Here is a 20,121-nt window from a genome sequence, read left to right on the forward strand (position 1 = left end):
CCAGGGCGAGACCGAACAGGTCTTGGCCGGTATGTGGGCCGAGCTGCTGAAAGTGGAACGGGTCGGTCGCCACGACAATTTCTTCGAATTGGGCGGGCATTCGTTGCTGGCGATGAGGCTGATCGAGCGCATGCGCCAGGTCGAACTGTCGGTGGATGTGCGTGTGCTGTTCAGCCAGCCAACGCTGCAGGCGCTGGCCGCTGCGGTGGGCGGGCATCGTGAAGTGGTGGTGCCGGCCTGCGCCATCGTCGAAGGCTGTGAGCGCATCACACCGGCCATGTTGCCGCTGGCTGTATTGAGCCAGGAGGCCATCGATCGGATCGTGGCGAGCGTGCCGGGTGGGGCGCGTAACGTGCAGGACATCTATCCGCTGGCACCGTTGCAGGAAGGCATCCTTTATCACCATTTGACGGCGAAAATGGGTGATCCGTACGTGCTGCAGACGCTGTTCGGGTTTGACAGCCGGGCCCGCCTGGATGACTTTGCCCAGGCATTGCAGGGGGTGGTCGACCGGCACGACATTCTCAGGACCTCGATGGTCTGGGAAAACCTCGACGAACCGATGCAGGTGGTGTGGCGACAGGCTCGGCTCAGCGTCGATGAGTTGGAGGCGGACCCAAGTGCCGGCGATGCCGTTGCCCGGCTGTATGAGCGTTTCGATGCCCGGCATTACCGGTTGGACGTGCGTCAGGCCCCGATGCTGCGCCTGGCCATTGCCGAGGATGTCGCCAACCAGCGTTGGGTCGCCATGCTGCTGTTCCACCACATGGTCCTGGACCATACCGGCCTGGAAGTGCTGGAGCGTGAAATGCAGGCCCAGTTGCTGGGCAAGGTGCATGAACTGGGCGAATCGGTGCCTTATCGCAACTATGTGGCCCAGGCGCGCCTGGGTGTCGATCAACAGGCACATGAAGCGTTTTTCCGCGACATGCTTGGCGACATCGACGAGCCAACGCTGCCATTCGGCCTGCGGGACGTGCAAGGCGATGGCAATGGCGTGGAAGAGGTGAAGCTGGCCGTGGAGACGGGCCTGTGCCGTCGTCTTCGCGCCCAGGCCCGCCAGTTGGGCATCAGCGCGGCCAGCCTGATGCACTTGGCCTGGGCGCAAGTCCTGGGCCGTGTCAGCGGTCGCGACGACGTGGTCTTCGGCACCGTGCTGTTGGGGCGCATGCAGGCCGGCGATGGGGCTGATCGGGCGCTGGGCATGTTCATCAACACCCTGCCATTGCGGGTGAGCCTGGCTGGACAAAGTGTATACGCAGCGGTGAAGGCGACCCACAAGCGACTCACCGGCCTGCTGGGCCATGAGCATGCTCCGTTGGCACTGGCCCAGCGTTGCAGTGGCGTGGTTGCGCCAACGCCGTTGTTCAGTTCGATGCTCAACTATCGTCATTGCGGGGTCGAGGTGACCGCGCAGGCGCTGACGGCGTGGCAAGGCATCGAGTCGATTGGCGGTGAAGAACGTACCAATTACCCCGTGACGCTGGCCGTGGATGATGAAGGCGAGGGCTTCAGCCTGGTGGTGCAGGCGCTGGTCGGGACCGGTGCGCGGCGTATCGGCGAATACGTGCAGACCACACTCGAAAGCCTGGTCACCGCTCTTGAGCAGGCTCCGGATACGCCATTGCAGGCCCTCGCGAGCCTGCCGGCGGCCGAACGCCAGCACCTGTTGGAAACGTTCAATGCCACTGCGGTCGACTACCCGCAGGGCCTGACCCTGCACGGCCTGTTCGAGGCGCGGGTTGTGGCCAGTCCCGACGCGGTCGCCGTGGTCTCCGGCGAGGCGCAACTGAGTTACGCGCAACTCAATGAGCGGGCCAACCAGATTGCCCATCGCCTGCTGGAACTGGGCATTCGCCCGGATGACCGCGTGGCGATCTGTGCCGATCGCAGCCTGGACATGGTCGCGGGCCTGCTGGGGATTCTCAAGGCCGGTGCGGCGTATGTGCCGCTGGACCCGGATTATCCCCACGAGCGCCTGGCCTACATGCTGGAGAACAGCGCGCCCATGGTGGTGCTGACCCAACGTGCGTTGCAGGCGAGCCTGCCGGCGACGCAGGCGCGAACCCTGCTGCTGGATGAGGCGCAAGGGTTCTCGACGCAGCCCACCGACAATCCGCAGGTCGAAGGCTTGCATGCCCATCACCTGGCCTATGTCATCTACACCTCGGGCTCCACCGGCCTGCCCAAGGGCGTGATGAACGAGCATGGCGCGGTGGTCAACCGCCTGCTGTGGATGCAGGACGAATACGGCTTGACCGCCGCCGACGCGGTGCTGCAAAAGACCCCGTTCAGCTTCGACGTGTCGGTGTGGGAGTTCTTCTGGCCGCTGTTCAGTGGTGCGCGGCTGGTGATGGCGCGTCCGGGTGGGCATCGCGACCCGGCGTACCTGCGCGAAGCCATCCAGCGGCACGGCATCACCACGCTGCACTTCGTACCGTCGATGCTCGATGTGTTCCTGGCCCATGGCGAGGCAAGTCAATGCGAAGGTCTGGTGCGGGTGATGTGCAGCGGCGAAGCGTTGCCGGGGCATCTGGTGCGGCGCTTCAAGGCGCAATTGCCGCACACTGGCCTGTACAACCTGTACGGTCCGACCGAAGCGGCGGTGGACGTGACCGCGTGGGATTGCGCGGGGACGGACACCCCGGACAGCACGCCGATCGGCAAGCCGATTGCCAACACCCGGATCTACCTGCTCGATAGCCATCAACAACCGGTGCCCATGGGCGTGGCCGGGGAAATATACATCGGCGGTGTGCAGGTGGCGCGGGGTTACCTGAACCGTCCGGAACTGACCGTCGAGCGTTTCCTGCGGGATCCGTTCAGCCGTGCGGCGAATGCCCGGATGTACCGCACCGGCGACCTGGGTCGCTACCTGCCGGATGGCAACATCGAGTACTTAGGGCGTAACGACGATCAGGTGAAGATCCGTGGTTTCCGCATTGAGTTGGGCGAGATCGAAGCGCGGCTGGCGCAACACGAGACGGTGAAGGAAGCCGTGGTGCTGGCCCGTGAAGATGCACCGGGCGAAAAACGCCTGGTGGCCTATTTCACCCCGCACTCAGTGGATGAAATGGCGGATATCGAGGCCCTGCGTACCCATCTGTCAGGGCAACTGCCGGAATACATGGTGCCGAGCGCCTACGTGCGGCTCGATACGCTGCCGCTGACCCCCAACGGCAAGCTTGACCGCAAGGCGCTGCCGGCACCGGACCTGGACGCGGTGATCACCCGCGAATACGAGGCCCCACAAGGCGAAGTGGAAGCCCGCATTGCCCGGATCTGGGAAGACTTGCTCAAGCTCGAACAAGTCGGTCGCCACGACAATTTCTTTGAGCTGGGCGGGCACTCGCTATTGGCGGTGAAAATGATCGAGCGCATGCGCCAGGTCGACCTGAGCGTCGATGTGCGGGTCTTGTTCGGTCAGCCCACGTTGGCCGCATTGGCCGCCGCCGTCGGTGGCTATCGGGAAGTCGTGGTGCCGGCCAACGGTATCCCGGCCGGTTGCACACGCATCACACCGGACATGCTACCGCTGGCCGAACTGTTTCAAGAGGAGATCGAGCGAATTATCGCGACGGTGCCGGGCGGCGTGACCAATGTCCAGGACATCTATGCCCTGGCGCCGCTGCAGGAAGGGATTCTGTATCACCACCTCACCGCCGCCGAAGGTGACCCCTATCTGCAGCAAGTGATATTCGGTTTCGACAATTTCACCCGCCTGGAAGATTTCGCCCACGCGTTGCAAGCCGTCATTACCCGACACGATATCCTGCGCACCGGTGTGCTCTGGGAGGGGCTGTCCGAGCCCATGCAGGTGGTCTGGCGTGACGCGCCATTGAGTTTCGAGTCGGTTGCGCTGGATCCGGCCCAGGGCGATATCGCCACACAGTTGCACCAGCGTTTCGACCCCAGGTTCTACCGCCTGGACATTCGCCAGGCGCCGATGATGCGGATTGTCTATGCGCAGGACCCGGCGAACCAACGCTGGGTGGGCATGCTGTTGTTTCACCATCTGGTGGACGACGTCACGTCACTGGCGGTGCTGTCCGCGGAAATCGAGGCGCACATGCTCGGCCAGGCGCAGCGGCTGTCGGCGTCGGTGCCGTACCGCAATTACGTGGCCCAGGCCCGCTTGGGCGTGAGCCGTGAGGAGCACGAAACCTTCTTCCGCGACATGCTCGGCGATATCGACGAGCCGACGTTGCCGTTCGATTTGCAGGATGTGCAAGGCGATGGCAGCGGCCTCGAGGAGGTGCGCCAGGATGTCTCGACCGACCTGAGTCGCCGGTTGCGGGCCCAGGCCCGTCAGCTCGGGGTGAGCGCGGCGAGTTTGTATCACCTGGTCTGGGCGCAAGTCCTGGGCCAGGTGTCGGGCAAGGACGATGTGGTGTTCGGCACGGTGCTGGTGGGCCGGATGCAGGGCGGCGAGGGGGCCGACCGCGCGCTGGGGATGTTCATCAATACCTTGCCGTTGAGGGTAGGCCTGGGGGCGCAAAGTGTGCTCGTAGGGGTCAAGGCGACCCATGCCCGCCTGACCGCGTTGCTGGGCCATGAACATGCCTCCTTGGCGTTGGCGCAACGCTGCAGTGGCGTGCAGGCGCCGACGCCGTTGTTCAGTGCCTTGCTCAATTACCGTCACACCGCCACGGCGGTGTCGAGCGAGGCATTGTCGGCCTGGAACGGTATTCAGGTGCTGGGTGGCGAAGAACGGACCAACTACCCGCTGATGTTGTCGGTGGACGACCAGGGCGAAGCGTTCAGCTTTACCGTCATGACCCCGGCGCGCATTGGTGCGCAGCGGCTGTGTGGTTATGTGCAGCACACGCTGGAAAACCTGGTGGGCATGCTCGAACGGCAGCCAGACATGCCCTTGCAGCAGTTGTCGATCCTGCCGGCCTCTGAACGTGAGCAACTGCTGGTGACATTTAATGCCACCGAGGCCGACTATCCGCAACAGCAGACGATTCATGGTCTGTTCGAAGCCCAGGTCCAGCGTACGCCGGATGCCGTGGCAGTGATCCGTGGCGAGCAGCGCCTGAGCTATGGGGAACTGAACGAGCGGGCCAACCGCCTGGCCCACTACCTGCGCAAGCAGGGGGTGAAGCCCGATTCGCGGGTGGCGATCTGCGTCGAGCGTGGCATCGACATGGTCGTGGGGTTGTTGGCGATTCTCAAGGCCGGCGGCGGTTATGTGCCGCTGGACCCGGCGTATCCGCTGGACCGGATTGCCTACATGCTGGACGACAGTGCGCCGGCGGTGGTGTTGGCGCAGACGGCGACCCTTGAATTGCTGGCAGCAGCCTCGATGCCAGTGATCGATCTCGACAGTGGTTTGTGGCAGGACGAGTCCGTCCAGAATCCGGAGGTGGCCGAGCTGACGTCCTCACACCTGGCCTATGTCATCTACACCTCAGGTTCGACTGGTCTGCCCAAGGGCGTGATGATCGAACACCGCAATACGGTGAACTTCCTGACCTGGGCCCATCGTTCTTTCGATTCGCAGACCTTGGCGAAGACCCTGTTCTCGACGTCGTTGAACTTCGACCTGGCGGTCTACGAGTGCTTTGCGCCGCTGACCTCGGGCGGCAGCATCGAAGTGGTCACTAATGTGCTGGAACTGCAGCAGGGCGAGCACGACATCACCCTGATCAACACCGTGCCCTCGGCGCTCAAGGCCTTGCTGGAGTCCGGTGGGCTGGGCGAGGGCGTCGATACGGTGAACGTGGCCGGTGAAGCGCTCAAGCGCAGTCTGGTTGAAACCTTGTTCGAACAGACCCAGGTCAAACGCCTGTGCAACCTCTACGGCCCTTCGGAAACCACGACCTACTCAAGCTGGGTGTCGATGGCCCGCGAAGACGGGTTTGCCGCGCATATCGGCAAACCGGTGGCGAACACCCAGTTCTATCTGTTGGATGAACACGGGCAACCGGTGCCGCTGGGCGTGCCGGGTGAAATCTACATCGGTGGTGCCGGGGTCGCTCGCGGTTATCTCAACCGTGAAGACCTGACGGCTGAACGTTTCCTCAAGGATCCGTTCAGCGCCGTTCCAAACGCCCGTATGTACCGCACTGGCGACCTGGGCCGCTACCTGCCGGACGGCAACATCGAATACCTGGGCCGCAATGACGACCAGGTGAAGATCCGTGGTTTCCGCATCGAACTGGGCGAGATCGAAGCCAAACTCGCCCAGGCTCCAAACATCAAGGAAACCGTAGTCCTGGCCCGGGAAGACGTGCCGGGGGACAAGCGCCTGGTGGCCTATTTCACCCAACACTCGCCGGACGAAGCAGCAGAGATCGAAACCCTGCGCATGCACCTGCAAGCGCAGCTGCCGGCCTACATGGTGCCCGCTGCCTACGTGCGCCTGGATGCCTTGCCACTGACGCCGAACGGCAAGCTCGACCGCAAGGCGCTACCGGCCCCCGACAGCAATGCGTACACCACGCGTCTGTATGAAGCTCCCGTGGGTGACATGGAGATCAAGCTTGCCGCGCTGTGGGCAGAGTTGCTCAAGGTCGAACGTGTGGGGCGGCATGACCACTTCTTCGAACTGGGTGGTCACTCGTTGCTCGCTGTGACGCTGATCGAACGCATGCGCAAGGACGACATGGAGGCCGATATCCGTGTGCTGTTCGGCCAGCCGACGCTGGCTCTGGTGGCTGCCGCCGTGGGCGAGGTACGGCATATCGATGTGCCGATGACGAAAATTCCCGCGTTGACGCGCAAACGCAGCATCTGAGTCGGCAACCTCCAACCGAAGGGTGAATGCCCTGTCCCGGGCTTTCCGGGCAGGGCGCTCGCCCTGAATCCTGCCCATCTGTATGTCCTGTCTGGCCGCCGTTGGGGCTTGTCCCTGCTTCCCATGACAGACATCACCTACCGAATGCTCTAATTTTTTTTGGCCTGTAAGGCAGCGGTTCGCAAACCGCCACCTTCGGTTGAACGTGACGATTATCCATCGCTCTGGCTCATGCGCCGAGGTCGGCCCCACCGCCGTCCAGGCGCTGCGCCGTACCTGAAAAACACATTTTTATCGTCAACCACTCCGAATTAGAAAAGCAGGTTCTTCGATGCAATTCAGCGAATTGATGGCAGCTCTTTCCCAGCATCCGATCCGTCTGCAACAAGATGGCGACAACCTCGTGATCCTAGGCGACGACGAAAGAATGGACCACGCGCTATGGGAGAGCCTTACCGTCCATAAGCAGGAACTGCTCGACCTGGTGGAGAGAAATGGTGGCGACTGGCTGAGTCCGGCATTCCGGATCACGCCGGACATGCTGCCCCTGGCTGACCTGACGCAGGAAGAGATCGACCGGATTGTCGATACGGTGCCCGGCGGCGCGGGCAATGTGCAGGACATCTACCCGCTGGCACCGTTGCAGGAAGGCATTCTTTACCATCACCTGGCGGCGGAGCAGGGCGACCCCTACGTGCTGCAATCCTTGTTCGGTGCCGATCGCAGGACACGCCTGGACGACTTTGCCCAGGCGTTGCAGGGCGTCATCGATCGCCATGACATTCTGCGTACCTCGGTGGTTTGGGAGGGACTGGACGAGCCGGTGCAAGTGGTCTGGCACGAGGCCACGCTGGTGTTGGAGGAAGTCGTGCTTGACCCGGCCGCCGGTGATGCCGTGTGGCAACTGCAACAGCGTTTCGACACCCGCCATCATCGTCTGGATGTGGGGCAGGCGCCGCTGATGCGGCTGATTTGCGCGCAGGATCGTGACAACGACCGTTGGGTGGCGATCCTGCTGTTCCACCACATGGCGATAGACCATACGGCACTGGAACTGGTGCAGGGTGAAATGCAAGCGTTCCTGCTTGGGCAGGCCCACCAATTGCCCGACCCCGTGCCTTATCGCAACTACGTGGCACAGGTCCGCCTGGGTGTGGGCGGTGATTCCCATGAAGCGTTTTTCCGCGAAATGCTGGCCGATGTCGATGAGCCGACCTTGCCACTGGGTTTTGCCGAGGTACCTGAGGGCCAGTCGGTGATCGAGGAAGCCCATTTGCCGATCGATGCCTCGTTGAGCCGTCGCTTGCGGGCACAGGCCCGCCAATTGGGTGTCAGCGCCGCCAGTCTGCATCACTTGGCCTGGGCGCGGGTGGTGGGCGGTCTCTCGGGCAAACAGGACGTGGTGTTCGGCACGGTACTGATGGGGCGGATGCAGGGCGGCGACGGCGCCGACCGCGCCCTGGGCATGTTCATCAACACGCTGCCGCTGCGCGTGAAACTGGCCGGGCACGGTGCGCGCGAAGGCGTAAAAAATACCCATGCAAGCCTGACGGCGTTGCTCGGTCACGAGCATGCCTCGTTGGCCTTGGCCCAACGTTGCAGCGGCGTGGCTGCACCCGCTCCGCTGTTCGGTGCCTTGCTCAACTATCGGCATAGCAGCACAGCCCAAGCACTTTCGTCCCAGACCCTTGAAGCATGGGAAGGTTTGCATGCGCTGGGAGGCGCAGAGGGCACGAACTATCCGTTGACCTTGTCGGTGGATGATTTGGGTGAAGGCTTCAGTCTCAGCGTATTGGCTCTGGCCGGAATGGGCGCTCAGCGCATTGCTGGGTACATGCGTCAGGCATTGGAGAATCTGGTCTGGATGCTCGAGCAGCAGCCAGACATGCCCTTGCAGCGATTGTCGATCCTGCCGGCCTCGGAACGTGAGCAACTGTTGGTGACATTTAATGCCACCGAGGCCGACTATCCGCGGCAGCAGACGGTTCATGGGTTGTTCGAAGAGCAAGTCCAGCGTACGCCGGATGCCGTGGCGGTGATCCGTGGCGAGCAGCGCCTGAGCTACCGCGAGTTGAATGAGCGGGCCAACCGCCTGGCCCATTACCTGCGCAAACAGGGCGTAGAGCCCGATTCGCGGGTGGCGATTTGCGTCGAACGCAGTATCGACATGGTTGTTGGGTTGCTGGCGATTCTCAAGGCTGGCGGCGGTTATGTGCCGTTGGATCCGGCGTATCCGCTGGACCGCATCGCCTACATGCTGGAAGACAGTGCGCCGGCGGCGGTGTTGGCCCAGGACGCTACAGTCGGCTTGTTGAGCGATGCCTCGATGGCAGTGATCAATCTCGACAGCGGTTTGTGGCAGGACGAATCCGTCCAGAATCCGGAGGTCGTCGAGCTGACGTCCTCACACCTGGCCTATGTCATCTACACCTCGGGTTCGACCGGTTTGCCTAAAGGCGTGATGATCGAACACCGCAACACGGTGAACTTCCTGACCTGGGCCCATCGCTCGTTCGATTCGCAAACCTTGGCGAAAACCCTGTTCTCGACGTCGCTGAACTTCGACCTGGCGGTCTACGAGTGCTTCGCGCCGTTGACCTCGGGCGGCAGCATCGAAGTGGTCACTAATGTGCTGGAACTGCAACAGGGCGAGCACGACATCACGCTGATCAACACCGTGCCGTCGGCGCTCAAGGCCTTGCTGGAGTCCGGTGGATTGGGCGAGGGCGTCGACACGGTCAACGTCGCCGGTGAAGCGCTCAAGCGCAGCCTGGTGGAGACGTTGTTCGAGCAGACCCAGGTCAAGCGCCTGTGCAACCTCTACGGCCCGTCGGAAACCACGACCTATTCAAGCTGGGTGTCGATGGCCCGCGAAGACGGATTTGCCGCACACATCGGCAAACCGGTGGCGAACACCCAGTTCTATCTGCTGGATGAGCACAAACAACCCGTGCCGCTGGGCGTGCCGGGCGAAATCTACATCGGTGGTGCCGGGGTCGCTCGTGGTTATTTGAACCGCGACGACCTGACGGCCGAGCGCTTCCTGAAAGATCCATTCAGCACGGCTCCAAACGCCCGCATGTACCGCACGGGCGACCTGGGCCGGTATCTGCCGGATGGCAACATCGAATACCTGGGCCGTAACGATGACCAGGTGAAGATCCGCGGTTTCCGCATCGAGTTGGGCGAGATCGAAGCCAAGCTCGCGCAACACGATGCGCTGAAAGAAGCCGTGGTCGTGGCCCGTGAAGACGTGCCGGGCGACAAGCGCCTGGTGGCCTATTTCACCCAGCATTCGCCAGACGAAACAGTAGAGATCGAAACCCTGCGCACGCACCTGCAAGCGCAGTTGCCGGCCTACATGGTGCCGGTCGCCTACGTGCGCCTGGAGGCACTGCCACTGACACCGAACGGCAAGCTCGACCGCAAGGCGCTGCCGGCGCCGGATCTGGATGCCGTCATCAGCCGTGGCTACGAAGCCCCGCAAGGCGAAACCGAAACCACCCTGGCGCAGATCTGGCAGGACTTGCTCAAGGTCGAACGCGTGGGCCGGCACGACCATTTCTTCGAACTGGGGGGGCATTCCCTACTGGCGGTCACGCTGATCGAGCGCATGCGCCAGGCCGGCTTGAGCGCCGACGTGCGCGTACTGTTCGGCCAACCCACCCTGGCCGCGCTGGCGGCCGCTGTCGGCAGCGGGAAGGAGATCAGCGTTCCGGCGAACCTGATTGCGCTGGACTGCGAACGCATCACCCCCGAGCTGCTGCCGCTGGCCAACCTGTCCCAGACGACCATCGACCGTCTCGTGGCGACAGTGCCGGGCGGTGTGCGCAACGTGCAGGACATCTACCCGTTGGCGCCGCTGCAGGAAGGCATTCTTTACCACCACCTGGCCGCGGAGCAGGGCGACCCGTACGTGCTCCAGTCACAGTTCGCCTTCGACAACCGTGAGCACCTGGATGCCTTCATCGGGGCGCTGCAGGTGGTGATCGATCGCCACGACATCTTGCGCACCAGTATTGTATGGGAAGGTCTGGACGAGCCCATGCAAGTGGTCCGTCGTGAGGCCAGGCTGCACCTCGAAACGCTCGATCTTGACCCGGTCGCTGGTGATGTCGCAGAGCAACTGCGCCAGCGTTTCGACTCGCGGCATTACCGCCTGGACATCGCTCAGGCACCACTGATGCGCTTGGCTTATGGACGGGACGAGGCCAATCATCGGCTGGTCGCGACATTGTTGTTCCATCACCTCGCCCTGGACCATACGGCGCTGGAAGTGGTGCAACACGAGATGCAAGCGTACCTGCTGGGTGAAGCTGGGCAACTGGCCGAAGCGGTGCCCTATCGCAATTACGTGGCACAGGCACGGCTGGGTGTGAATCGCGAAGAGCATGAAGCGTTTTTCCGCGACATGCTCGGCGACATCGATGAGCCGACGCTGCCATTCAATTTGCAGGATGTGCAGGCTGGCGGACACGATATCGAAGAGGCCCACCAGGCGCTGGATGACGCCTTGGACCAGCGCCTGCGGGCCCAGGCGCGTCAACTGGGGGTGAGTGCCGCCAGCCTGGTGCACTTGGCGTGGGCGCAAGTGCTGGCCAAGGTCTCCGGCAAGCAGGAGGTGGTGTTCGGTACGGTGCTGATGGGCCGGATGCAGGGCGGCGAGGGCGCCGATCGGGCGCTGGGGATGTTCATCAATACCCTGCCGCTTCGCGTGAGCCTGGGCGAGCAAGGCGTCAAGGCTGGCGTCAAGGCTGTCCATGGGCAACTGACTGCCTTGCTGGGGCACGAACATGCCTCGCTGGCGCTGGCCCAACGTTGCAGTGGCGTGGCGGCACCGTTGCCGTTGTTCAGTGCCTTGCTCAACTACCGCCATGCCGCCACGACGACGTCGAACGAAGTATCGTCGGCCTGGAGCGGTATGCAGGCGCTGGGTGGTGAAGAACGGACCAACTACCCGCTGACATTGAACGTCGATGACCTGGGTACCGGTTTCAACCTGACGGTGCTGGTCGGGCAGGAGATTGGCGCCCAACGGATTTGCGCTTATATGCACGCAGCGTTGCAAACGCTCGTGCTGGCGCTGGAACAGACGCCACAGGCGGCACTGCATCGTCTGTCGATCTTGCCCGCAGCGGAAATCGAGCAATTGCTGGTGACGTTCAACGCCACCGAGGCGGATTATCCGCAGCAGCAGACGATTCATGGCCTGTTCGAAGAACAGGTCCAGCGTACGCCGGAGGCCGTCGCGGTCATCCGTGGCGAGCAACGCCTGACGTATCAAGAGTTGAACGAACGGGCCAACCGCCTGGCCCATTACCTGCGCAAGCAGGGGGTGAAGCCCGATTCGCGGGTGGCGATCTGCGTCGAACGCGGTATCGACATGGTCGTGGGGCTGCTGGCGATCCTGAAGGCAGGGGGCGGTTATGTGCCGTTGGATCCGGCGTACCCGCTGGATCGCATTGCCTACATGCTGGAAGACAGTGCGCCGGCGGCGGTGTTGGCCCAGGACGCTACAGTCGGCTTGTTGAGCGATGCCTCGATGGCAGTGATCAATCTCGACAGCGGTTTGTGGCAGGACGAATCCGTCCAGAATCCGGAGGTCGTCGAGCTGACGTCCTCACACCTGGCCTATGTCATCTACACCTCGGGTTCGACCGGTTTGCCTAAAGGCGTGATGATCGAACACCGCAACACGGTGAACTTCCTGACCTGGGCCCATCGCTCGTTCGATTCGCAAACCTTGGCGAAAACCCTGTTCTCGACGTCGCTGAACTTCGACCTGGCGGTCTACGAGTGCTTCGCGCCGCTGACCTCGGGCGGCAGCATCGAAGTGGTCACTAATGTGCTGGAACTGCAACAGGGCGAGCACGACATCACGCTGATCAACACCGTGCCGTCGGCGCTCAAGGCCTTGCTGGAGTCCGGTGGATTGGGCGAGGGCGTCGACACGGTCAACGTCGCCGGTGAAGCGCTCAAGCGCAGCCTGGTGGAGACGTTGTTCGAGCAGACCCAGGTCAAGCGCCTGTGCAACCTCTACGGCCCGTCGGAAACCACGACCTATTCAAGCTGGGTGTCGATGGCCCGCGAAGACGGATTTGCCGCACACATCGGCAAACCGGTGGCGAACACCCAGTTCTATCTGCTGGATGAGCACAAACAACCCGTGCCGCTGGGCGTGCCGGGCGAAATCTACATCGGTGGTGCCGGGGTCGCTCGTGGTTATTTGAACCGCGACGACCTGACGGCCGAGCGTTTCCTGAAAGATCCATTCAGCACGGCTCCAAACGCCCGCATGTACCGTACGGGCGACCTGGGCCGGTATCTGCCGGATGGCAACATCGAATACCTGGGCCGTAACGATGACCAGGTGAAGATCCGTGGTTTCCGCATTGAACTGGGCGAGATCGAAGCCAAGCTCGCGCAACACGATGCCTTGAGCGAAGCCGTGGTTGTGGCCCGTGAAGACGTGCCGGGCGACAAACGCCTGGTCGCCTATTTCACCCAGCATTCGCCAGTAGACATTGAAGCCCTGCGCACGCACCTGCAGGCGCAACTGCCGGCTTATATGGTGCCGGTGGCTTATGTGCGCCTGGAGGCCTTGCCACTGACGCCGAACGGCAAGCTCGACCGCAAGGCCCTGCCGGCACCGGATCTGGATGCCGTCATCACCCGTGGCTACGAAGCCCCGCAAGGCGAGGTCGAGATCAGCCTGGCGCAGATCTGGCAGGACTTGCTCAAGGTCGAACGTGTGGGGCGGCATGACCATTTCTTCGAGCTGGGTGGACACTCGCTGTTGGCCGTCAGCCTGATTGGCCGGATGCGCCAGCTCGGTTTGTCGGCGGATGTGCGGGTGCTGTTCAGCCAGCCAACGCTCGCGGCGCTGGCCGCCGCAGTCGGCAGTGGTGGCGAGGTTGTGGTGCCGGACAACGGCATCCTGCTGGGGTGCACCCGGATCACGCCGTCGATGCTGCCCTTGGTGGCGTTGGATCAGCAGGACATCGATCGTCTTGTGGAGACGGTGCCCGGTGGTGCGCGCAACGTGCAGGACATCTACCCCTTGGCGCCGTTGCAGGAAGGTATTCTCTATCACCACATCGCTGCGCACACGGGGGATCCCTATGTGTTGCAGGCCACGTTCACCGTCGCGGATCGCGAGCGGCTGGAGGCGTTTGCCCAGGCCCTGCAGGGCGTCATCGATCGCCACGACATCCTGCGTACTTCGGTGGTCTGGGAAGGCCTGGACGAGCCGGTGCAGGTGGTCTGGCGCAAAGCGCAACTGGCGGTGGAAGAGCTTGTGCTGAGTGCGGAGGCGGGCGATATCGCCGGGCAGTTGCGCGAGCGCTTCGACACGCTGCATTACCGCCTGGACATGCAGCAGGCGCCGCTGATGCGCATTGCATTCGCCCACGACCCGGCCAATCAACGCTGGGTGGCGATGTTGTTGTTCCATCACATGGTCCTCGACCACACGGCGCTGGAAGTGGTGCAACACGAGATGCAGGCGCACCTGCTGGGCCAGGCCGACCAGTTGGGCCAAGCCGTGCCGTTCCGCAATTACGTGGCGCAGGCCCGCTTGGGCGTGAGCCGTGAGGAGCACGAAGGGTTCTTCCGCGACATGTTGAGTGATGTCGACGAGCCGACATTGCCGTTCGGCTTGCTGGACGTACGTGGCGATGGCAGCGATATCGAAGAGGCCGGACTGAGCCTGCCTGCCGACCTGAGCCGCCGTCTGCGGGCCCAGGCCCGTCAGTTGGGCGTGAGCGCCGCGAGCCTGCATCACTTGGCGTGGGCGCAAGTGCTGGGGCAGGTGTCCGGCAAGCAGGACGTTGTGTTTGGCACCGTGCTGATGGGGCGGATGCAGGGCGGCGACGGCGCTGAGCATGCTCTGGGCATGTTCATCAATACCTTGCCATTGCGGGTGGGCGTCGGCGCCCAAGGTGTGCGTGACGGCGTAAAAGCCACCCACGCTCGCCTGACCGGCCTGCTGGGGCACGAGCACGCCTCGCTGGCGTTGGCCCAGCGTTGCAGCGGCGTGGTCGCGCCGATGCCGCTGTTCAATGCCTTGCTCAATTATCGACACAGTGCCGCAGGCGTTGCCTCAAACGAAGCCTTGGTGGCCTGGGACGGTATTCAACTGCTGAGCAACGAAGAGCGTACCAACTACCCGCTGACCTTGTCGGTGGATGACCTGGGCGAAGCTTTCCAATTGTCGGCGCTGGCAGTGCCGCAGGTCGGTGCGCAGCGGATATGTGCCTACATGAACATTGCCCTGGAGCATCTGGTCGAAGCGCTGGAACAGGCTCCGCAGACGCCGTTGCACAGCCTGTCGATCCTGCCGCCGGCCGAGCGTCGGCAATTGCTGGTGGACTTCAACGCCACCACCCGTAGCTATCCCCAGGACAGGACCGTCCATGGCCTGTTCGAGGCACGGGCCAAGGAGCTTCCGGAGGCAACCGCGGTCGTGCACAACGGCCACAGCCTGACGTACGCCGAGTTGAATCGCAGGGCCAATTGCCTGACCCGTCATTTGATTGGCCTGGGGGTGCAACCGGGTGATCGCGTGGCGATTCTGCTGGAACGCTCAGTCGGGCTGCTGGTCAGCCAATTGGCGATCCTCAAGTGCGCCGCGGTCTACGTGCCGCTGGACGTCAGCGCACCACTCGAACGTCAGGATTTCATGGTGCGTGACAGCGGTGCCCGGACGCTCCTGACCCTGAGCGCGATGGCGGTGCCTGAGGGGGTTGCCCGTGTGGATCTGGATAGCGTGGTCCTGGAAACCGAGGCGGACCATGACTTGCGGCTGATACAAAGCACCGAATCGGTGGCCTACATCATGTACACCTCCGGTTCCACCGGCACCCCGAAAGGTGTACTGGTGCCGCACCGGGCGATCAACCGACTGGTGATCAACAACGGCTACGCCGACTTCAACGCCCAGGACCGGGTGGCCTTTGCCTCCAACCCGGCCTTCGACGCCAGCACCCTCGACGTCTGGGCACCGTTGCTCAACGGCGGTTGTGTGGTGGTGGTCGACCAGGACGTGCTGCTGACACAGGAACGTTTTGCGGCGCTGCTGCAAGAGCAATCGGTCAGCGTGCTGTGGATGACCGCCGGCCTGTTCCATCAATACGCCGCGGGGCTGATGTCGGTGTTCGCCCAGCTGCGCTACCTGATCGTCGGTGGTGATGTACTCGACCCAGCGGTGATCGGCCGAGTCCTGAAGGAAGGTGCGCCGCAGCACCTGCTCAACGGCTACGGTCCGACCGAAGCCACCACGTTTACCACCACCCATGAGATCAAGACCGTGGGCGAGGGTGGTATTCCCATCGGTCGTCCGATTGGCAACACCCGTGTCTATGTGCTGGATGCCAATCGTCAGCCAGTGCCCATCGGCGTGGCCGGCGAGTTGTACATCGGTGGCGATGGCGTGGCGAAAGGGTACTTGAATCGTCCCGAGCTGAGCGCCGAGAAGTTCGTCGCCGACCCGTTCAATGCCGATCCCGGTGCCTTGCTCTACCGCACCGGCGACCTGGCGCGCTGGCGGGCGGACGGCACGGTGGATTACCTGGGGCGCAACGACGACCAGGTGAAGATCCGTGGTTTCCGCATTGAGCTGGGCGAGATCGAAGCCCGCTTGGGCCAATGCCCTGGTGTGAAAGACGCGGTCGTGCTGGCGCGACAAGACGATGCCGGTCCCAAGCGCCTGGTGGGTTATGTGATCCCTGAGCCGGGCGTGACCTTGTCGGTACATGCCTTGCGCGAGCAATTGTCGAGTGTGCTGGCCGACTACATGCTGCCCAGCGCGTTCGTGGTACTGCCAGCCTTCCCGCTGACCGCCAACGGCAAACTGGATCGTCGTGAACTCCCGGCGCCGGATGCCGAGGCCTATGCCTCTCGTGAATATGAAGCGCCGCTGGGCAAGGTGGAACAGACCCTGGCGCAAATCTGGGCGGACGTGCTGAAGGTCGAGCAGGTGGGGCGCCACGATCACTTCTTCGAACTCGGCGGGCACTCGTTGCTGGCGGTCACGCTGATCGAACGCATGCGCCAGGCCGGCTTGAGCGCCGACGTGCGCGTGCTGTTCAGCCAACCGACCCTGGCCGCACTGGCCGCGGCGATTGGCAGCGGCAGGGAAGTCAGCGTTCCGCCGAACCTGATTCCTTTGCACTGCGAACACATCACCCCGGACTTGTTGCCCTTGATCAACCTGTCCCAGGACGCCATCGACCGTCTCGTCGCCACCGTTCCCGGTGGTGCGCGCAACGTGCAGGACATCTACCCACTGGCACCGTTGCAGGAAGGGATTCTTTACCATCACCTGGCCGCCGAGCAGGGCGACCCCTATGTGTTGCAATCGCAATTCGCCTTCGACAACCGTGAACGCCTGGATGCCTTCATCGGGGCGCTGCAGATGGTGATTGATCGTCACGACATCTTGCGCACCAGTGTGCTCTGGGAAGGGCTGGATGAGCCGGTGCAAGTGGTTTGGCGCCAGGTGCTGCTTGAATCACAGTGCATTGTGCCGGACGCCACGGCTGGCGACGTTGCCACGCAACTGGCCAACCGCTTCGATGCGCGGCACTATCGCCTGGACCTGGGCCGGGCACCGTTGTTGCAGCTGGCTTATGCGCGGGACGAGGCCCAGGACCGCTGGGTCGCGATCCTGTTGTTCCATCACATGGCGCTGGACCACACCGCCCTGGACGTGATGCAACATGAAATGCAAATGCATTTGCTGGGGCAGGGCGAGCAGTTGGGCGACGCGATGCCTTATCGCAACTACGTGGCCCAGGCCCGCCTGGGCACGAGTGAACAAGAGCACGAAACGTTTTTCCGCGAGATGCTCGGCGATATCGACGAGCCGACGTTGCCTTTTGGCTTGCAGGACGTGCAGGGTGAGGGGCATGGCATCGATGAGGATCGCCAGCCTGTCGATCTTGCGCTGTCCAGGCGCCTGCGGGTGCAGGCACGCCACTTGGGGGTGAGTGCTGCCAGCCTGGTGCACCTGGCCTGGGCACAGGTGCTGGGCAAGGTATCGGGCAAGCAGGAGGTGGTGTTCGGTACGGTCTTGTTGGGCCGGATGCAGGGCGGCGACGGGGCCGACCGTGCCCTGGGGATGTTCATCAACACCTTGCCGTTGCGGGTGGATGTGGGCACCCAGGACGTGCGCAGCGGCGTCAAGGCCACTCACGGGCGCTTGACCGCCTTGCTCGGCCACGAACATGCCTCGTTGGCACTGGCGCAACGTTGCAGTGGTGTGGTGGCGCCGACGCCGCTGTTCAGCGCCTTGCTCAACTACCGCCACAGCGCGGTCCAGGTGACCCAGGACGCTCTGTCGGCCTGGAGCGGGATCAATGCACTGGGCGGTGATGAGCGGACCAATTATCCCTTGACCCTCAACGTGGATGACCTGGGTGACGGGTTCTTCCTCACGGTGATGGTCGATACGGCCATTGGTGCGCAGCGTATTTGCGGTTATATGCAGGTGGCTCTGGAAAACCTGGTCATGGCCCTGGAGCAGGCACCGCAAACCCCGCTCCACGCCTTGGCGATCCTGCCATCGGCCGAGCGCCGGCAATTGCTCGAAAGCTGGAACACGACCGACGTCACCTATGCCGACGATGCCCTGATCCATCGGCAATTCGAGGGCTGGGCCGCATCTCAACCCGACACCGTGGCCGTTGTGCATGAAGAGCAGGCACTGACCTACGGCGAGCTCAATGCCCGCGCCAACCAACTGGCCCACAGCCTCGTGGCCCTGGGTGTTCGTCCGGATGATCGGGTCGCCATCTGTGTCGAGCGCGGCCTGGACATGATCATTGGCCTGCTGGGCATCCTCAAAGCCGGCGCGGGGTATGTGCCGCTGGACCCGACTTATCCACCCGAGCGCATCGCCTACATGCTGCATGACAGCAGCCCCGTGGCGGTGGTGACCCAGTCGCAATGGCGCGACAGCCTGCCGGTATTGCCGGTGCCCACTCTGGTGCTTGATCCGACCGATGCCGGCGAAATGAACCAGCAGCCGCGGCACAATCCCGATGTGGCGGACCTGAATGCCAGCCACCTGGCCTACGTGATCTACACCTCCGGCTCCACCGGCCTGCCCAAGGGCGTGATGGTCGAGCACCGCAACGTCGCCCGGCTGTTTTCGGCGACCCAGCCCTGGTTCGAATTTGGCCCGCAGGATGTGTGGGCGCTGTTCCATTCCTTTGCCTTCGATTTCTCGGTCTGGGAAATCTGGGGCGCCTTGACCCACGGTGGCCGCTTGCTGGTGGTGCCGCAACTGGTCAGCCGTTCACCGCAATACTGCTATGCCTTGTTGTGCGAAGCGGGTGTGACCATTCTCAACCAGACGCCGAGTGCCTTTCGCCAGTTGATTGCGGCCCAGGGTGACAGCGACCTGAGTCACAGCCTGCGGCAAGTGATCTTCGGTGGCGAGGCCCTGGAAACCGGGATTCTCAAACCGTGGTACGCCCGCCAGGCCAATGCCCGGACGCAGTTGGTCAACATGTACGGCATCACCGAAACGACGGTGCACGTGACGTATCGTCCCCTTGACGCAGCCGACGCGCAGTTGGCCGGCGTCAGCCCGATTGGCAAGCGCATTCCCGACCTGCAACTGTACGTGCTCGACACCCAGCGCGAGCCGGTGCCGGTGGGGGTGACAGGTGAGATGTACGTGGGCGGCGGCGGGGTCAGTCGTGGTTATTTGAACCGTGACGAGCTGACCGCCGAGCGTTTCCTCGACAACCCGTTCAGCCCCGAGCCGAATGCGCGGATGTACCGGACTGGCGACCTGGGTCGCTGGCTGGCGGACGGCAGCATCGAGTACCTGGGCCGCAATGACGACCAAGTGAAGATCCGCGGTTTCCGTATCGAATTGGGCGAGATCGAAGCCAAGCTGGCCGCGTGCAATGGTGTACGGGAGGCCGTGGTGGTGGCGCGCCAGGATACGCCGGGCGATCAGCGCCTGGTGGCCTATGTGATTGCCGAGGAAGGCGAGCCGCCATCGGCTGCCGAGCTGCGCGATGAGCTGCTGGGTTCGTTGGCCGAATACATGGTGCCCAGCGCATTCGTGATGTTGACGGTGTTCCCGTTGACCACCAACGGCAAGCTGGACCGCAAGGCATTGCCGGTGCCGGACCAGTCGTCGGTGGTGACCCGTGAATACGAGGCCCCTCAAGGCGAGGTCGAGATCGCCATTGCCAGGATCTGGCAAGACCTGCTGCATGTCGAGCGGGTCGGCCGCCACGACCACTTCTTTGAAATGGGCGGCCACTCGTTGCTGGCGGTGAAGTTGGTCGAGCGCATGCGCCAGATCGACCTGGCGGCCGATGTACGCGTGCTGTTCGGCCAGCCGACGTTGGCGGCGTTGG

At 63.1% G+C, this 20,121-nt stretch carries 1 protein-coding gene and 2 pseudogenes (1 of these 3 only partly in view); all 3 read left to right on the top strand.

What is annotated here, in order from left to right; all coding sequences use genetic code 11:
- A protein-coding gene (locus ACZ5M5_RS13790) for an amino acid adenylation domain-containing protein (RefSeq protein ID WP_464739230.1) crosses the window boundary here: on the top strand, positions 1–6,742 show its 3' portion. Its footprint begins 6,434 nt before the window's first position; 6,742 of the gene's 13,176 nt are visible here — the last part of the coding sequence; its start codon lies beyond the left edge, outside the window; it ends in the stop codon at positions 6,740–6,742.
- A 538-nt stretch (positions 6,743–7,280) separates the two neighbouring features.
- Positions 7,281–13,634 (top strand): annotated as a pseudogene (locus ACZ5M5_RS13795) (amino acid adenylation domain-containing protein); the annotation flags it as partial.
- Between the two features lie 120 nt (positions 13,635–13,754).
- Positions 13,755–20,120: pseudogene (locus ACZ5M5_RS13800) on the top strand (amino acid adenylation domain-containing protein); the annotation flags it as partial.
- Position 20,121 lies beyond the last annotated feature (1 nt).

It is taken from the genome of Pseudomonas sp. Van50 (genome assembly GCF_055390755.1).